This window comes from Hoylesella shahii (assembly GCF_937990675.1).
In the GTDB taxonomy this organism is placed as follows: Bacteria; Bacteroidota; Bacteroidia; order Bacteroidales; family Bacteroidaceae; genus Prevotella; species Prevotella shahii.
The window spans coordinates 1-5,015 of the sequence record NZ_CALKQY010000035.1 but is presented as its reverse complement, the minus strand read 5'-3'; the positions used below and the strand labels follow the sequence as shown (position 1 = coordinate 5,015).

General features: G+C 49.4%; 1 protein-coding gene. It reads right to left on the bottom strand.

Annotation, left to right across the window (positions count from 1 at the left end; translation table 11 throughout):
* Window positions 1-386: 386 nt before the first annotated feature.
* Window positions 387-5,015: alpha-N-acetylglucosaminidase TIM-barrel domain-containing protein (locus QME03_RS05635; RefSeq protein ID WP_281723742.1), on the bottom strand; the 4,629-nt coding region annotated here is incomplete at its 5' end.

Here is a 5,015-nt window from a genome sequence, read left to right as displayed (position 1 = left end):
AATCGGTCATTAGAGCTTAAACAGATTTTGTTTTATTGTCGAGCAGATTGCCTGTCTTTTTAACGCAGGCGTAGCGGGCTACGGCAAGTTGAAAAGGCAGAGAAGAGGGTAACAAGAAAATAAAAGATGTTAGGAAACAACACAAAAGCAAGATTTCTGGAAACATTATGGTCTAATGATCGATTTGAGTTAAAACATTAACACATGGCTAATGTTGGATAGAAGCAATCGTTTGCTCCTGCTTATTATTCTTTGCCCCATGTAAGGAGCAAAGAATAATGTAAGGAAATAAATGTTATAAGCGTAGCTGTTGTTGTTTTACTACGCGTTTGAGACTTCAATAATTTGAGTATTTAAGAGATAAACATACCGAATGCAGTTCTTTTTTACGGCGTTTCTGGTGTCAACTCCACGTCAAAGAGTCCGTTTTCTTTCACCATTAGCGTTTCGGTGCGATAGCCAGGAAGAATAAATTGGAGGGTGGACCCAATGCGTGCGGTGAGCGAATATTCGCCACGAGCGTTTGTTTGAACCGTTTTGCCATCTGCCTTAACTTTTACTCCAGCCAGTAAGAAGGCCTGAACGTTTCTTACCACGCCTGCAACCTGGATGGTCTTGGCTGTAGACGACTGATTGACTTGTGGGTTTGAACTGGTTTGTCTCGCCGTGTTGGGCGTGTTGTAAACGGTTTTTTGCGAGCTTAACCCTATCACGTTGAGCGTGTCGCGAAGGCGAATGTCGGCCGATGAAGCGCCAACGAGCAGCTCATAACGGCCCGGTTCCACCACGCGTTGCATGTTTCTGTTGTGCAGATACAGTTCGGCAATGGGCAAACGCAGTGTGAAAACCACTTCTTTTGCAGCGTCAATGTTGCGTTTTTGAAAATCGTAAAGCTGCCTAACAGGTGTGCCCACCGAACTTTTAAGTTGGCGAACGTAGAGTTGCGCCACCTCCATAGCCCGCCGTTTACCATTGTTGCGCACCACGAACCGCAGTTCAACGGTGTCTTTTTCGTTGGCTGTATGGTGCGAAAGTTGCAGTGCACGATAGTGGAACGTGGTGTAAGAAAGACCAAATCCAAAGGGGTAAGCAGGGTAGGGGTCGGAAAAAACGTAGTCGCGACCAGGCTTTTCTTTCGTTCCTTTTTTGTTGTAATAGCCCTTGTCTGTGGGCAAAGCATTGTAATATACAGGCAGTTGGCCCACGCTTTTAGGGAACGACACGGGCAAACGCCCCGATGGAGAGAACTCGCCAAAGAGCATTCGGGCCAACGAAAGGCCAGCTTGTTCGCCACCATACCATTGCACAACGAGTGCGCCAACACGTTGTCGGAAGCTCTCTGTTATCAACGGCCTACCAGTAACCAGCACAACCACCAGCGGTTTGCCCAAGGCCACAAGACTATCAATGAGTTGTTGTTGCACGCCGGGCAAAGTAAGTTCGGATAAGTCGTAACCTTCGCCACTGGTAGAGGGTTGCGAAGCGCGCGCCAATAGCATGCTTTGCGTGCCCACAACGGCAATGGTGAGGTCGGCTTGAGCAGCTAGTTGTAAGGCGTGCTTAATGGAATCGGCTTTTGGCGAATAATAATCGCAGCCCTTAACATAGTCTATATCTATGCCTTTGCCTTGCAAATATTGACGAATACCAGCCAAAGGCGTGATGCCATAGCGGTTATCGGCCGTCCACGAGTAGTCGCCAAACTGCACTTGGTTGGCATTTGGGCCAACCACAGCAATGCGTTTAAGCGTTTTAATATCGAGCGGAAGCAGAGCGTTGGGGTTTTCTAAGAGCACCAAACTCTCGTCGGCCATTTGTCTAGCTGTGGCCACTGCAGCAGCAGTATGTATGCGTTTGCGCCAGGAAAGCGTGTCGGGACGAGCGTCTTCAAATAGTCCTGCGGCTAGTTTTGTGCGCAAAACATTGGCTGCAGCACTATCAATGAGTGTGGCATCGAGTTCGCCTTCGTCAACCATTTGTTTGGCTGTGCGGTAGTAGTCGCTACCCGCTTCAAGGTCAACGCCAGCTTCGATGGCCTGTTTAGCAGCTTCGCGTTCGGTTTCGGCGGTGTGATGAAAATATCTAAGCATAGGAATGGAGCCCCAATCGCTGTACACATAACCGCGAAAATGTAGGCTGTCGCGTAGCAGTTGGCGCAAGAAGAAGGGCGAAGCCGTGATGGCTTCGTTGTCGTAAGCACTGTAACAGTTCATCACCGAGCCTGGAAGGGTGCGCGAAATAACGTGTGCAAATGGGCGCACAAATACATCGAGCAGCTCTCGTTGCCCGCCTTTAACCGACGCTAGGTTAAGTCCGCCTTGCGGAGTGCCATGTGCCACAAAGTGTTTTAGTGTGGGAATGCAACCCTCTTGCTGAATACCCTTGGCATAAGCCAGTGCCATTTGCGCCACTAGTAATCGGTCTTCGCCAAAGGTTTCTTCAACACGCCCCCATCTTAATTCGCGTGCAAGGTCGAGATCGGGCGCTAAAATCTGTCTTGCCCCTATGGCTTGTGTCTCTCGTCCCACGTGTCTAGCCATGCGTTCCACAAGTTGTGGATTGAAAGTTGCCCCTTGGGCAATGGCTTGTGGAAAGATAGTGCAACCATCTTGCACGGCACCATGTATGCCTTCGAGCACAGGAATGACGGGAATACCCAGACGGGTGCTGTCCATTGCCTGGCGTTGGATGGTGGCAACAGCTGCTAGATATTGTTGCGAAGAATAGGGAAAGGCTTCAAAACAGCCGAAACTTAGTCCGCCGGTGAAGTTGGTGCGCAGCTTTTGTAGGTTAACTGTTCCATTGTCGTTATAATGTTTGGCGTGAATATGTCGTGTTTGAGCCAGCTTTTCGTCGAACGTCATTCGTGGAAGTAAGTCGTTAAGTCTTGTTTCCACGTCTAAACTGGCGTTGAGATAGGGCGGAACGATGGTTTGCAGCACACGTTGGGCCATCTGCACAGCATCGCCCTGGGGGATGATGTTGATGGGTTGGGGCGTGTTGGCCCATCGTTTCTCTATTTCGAAGAAGTCGATGGAGGGCATATCTCCTGTGTTTACCGTGGCATTTAGTGCGCGGAAGAAGGTTTGCCAGCGTTCAAGATAGTAAGTTGAGAGCATACCAGCCCACTCCTTATTGGCATAATCGTGCACCTTAGTGGTGGGTTCGTCGGGTCCCCAGTAGCTAATGAGGGTTTGTGCATTGCGTAAGCACAACTGTCGGTCGGCCTCATTGTTGGCGTATTGCGTGGCTTGCTTCAGCCAATTGCCCAGTAAGAAGTGACGATTGGTTAGCAATAAACTGTCTTGCAGCATGATGAGGTGTTCAAAATGCCGAGTAGCCTGTTGCAGTTGTTGCGCGTTTCGCTGCTCATAAGCCTGTACCACGCGGGCATAAGCCGTTCGGGCGTAGTTGGCTAAGGCTTGTCGAGCCAGGTCAACAAGGTCGTATTGATATGTTTCGCTATCTTTCAGCGTTGGTGCAGCTTTTAAAAATAAACCCAGAGCACGATAAAGGTCGGCCGGTTGGTATTGCATTTGCTTAGGTCCCCATGTTGATACGCTGGTAACGTGTAGCGAAGGACGGGCGCAGAACACCGATTCGAATGTGCCTTCGCCCTTTATAGCAAACTCTCCATATACAGATTTGAGCATAATGCGCCAAGCAGCGAGCAGTTGAGGCTGAACAATGCCATAACGCGCACCGATATATTGCACCAGCATACTGTCTACATCGGGAGTCTTTGCATGCCAAGCGGTTTGTAAAGCCATGTGATATACCACGGGGTTGGTGCCAATTCCTTCGGGTAGGATGCCAATTCCCTGCATAACATTGTCCGAAGTGCGAGCCAATGCACGATGAGGTTCGGTTACGACGATGGGCAATTGTCCGCCCATATCGGTCTTTCCGCCAAAGTGATTAACGCTTCCCCAGAGCCAAGGAGTGCCACCAAACTCGTTAGAACTTTCCCATGAGGTGGCAATTTCGCCACTAAGATTAACCAAAAGCGTGTGTTGCTTGTTGAGTGCGCTTAGCAATTGGGGCGACGGATTTTTGTTCCAGCCCTGCAAAACCCATTTAGCACGAGGGAAATGTTTGAGCATTTGGCTCTGCACTTGCGCTGCAACACTTGCCACATCTACCCCTTTGGTTATGCCACCCTCGTGAAATAAGTCGCCCCCCAGAAACTCAAAGTCGGCCCCAAGCAGTTTTTTAACACTATTATAATAGGCATCGGCCACCCTTTCGAACACGCCATCGTTACCAGGTAACAGCACTGAAGGACGCCGAAAACTACCCCATTTGCCTTGTTCGATGATGTGTGCTTGTGGGAAACGCTCTTTAAAGAAGGTGGGAACGATGCCAGGAAAACCCTGAACCACTGGTTTAATGCCCAATTCTCGCATGCGTTTAAGCATTTGTTTTTGCTGTTGTAGGCGCATGGATATAAGCGATTCGCTCATTGGTCCGCCCCATCCTTCAAGGTTACCCATCAGCCACCACGCCGTATAAGCAGGCCCAGGAATAAATCGTTGCACATCATTTTGATCGAAACCAAGTGTCTTAAGTGTCTCGCTCCATACGGCTTCCATGCCCAAAGGGGCCAACATCAGGTTCACACCATTAAGCGCCATCCAGTCTATTTCCCACTCAAAGTCGGGCCAACGATAAAAAGCGTAACTATAATTATAGGTGCAATAGTTTAGTGCATACCTATATTTAAAAGGTGTGGTGCACCTCACCGCCCTTTCAAGCGGCACCATACTAAAATGCGAGGGCCAGTTGTTGCCACATCGTGAGATGCTTGTATGGCAATAATAGTTAAGATAATGGTTTAGTGCCACAGCAGCAGCCGATGGCGAAGTGGCTTTCACCACAAGCCGTTTGCCTTGCGTTTGCAGTTCGAAGGCTTCTGCTTTGGCATTGGTTAGAGGGAGAAACACCACCTTACCTACCATAAACGGAAAGCGACGAGCCACCAATTGCCGCACGCCCCCAAACTCAGTGGCTTGCTC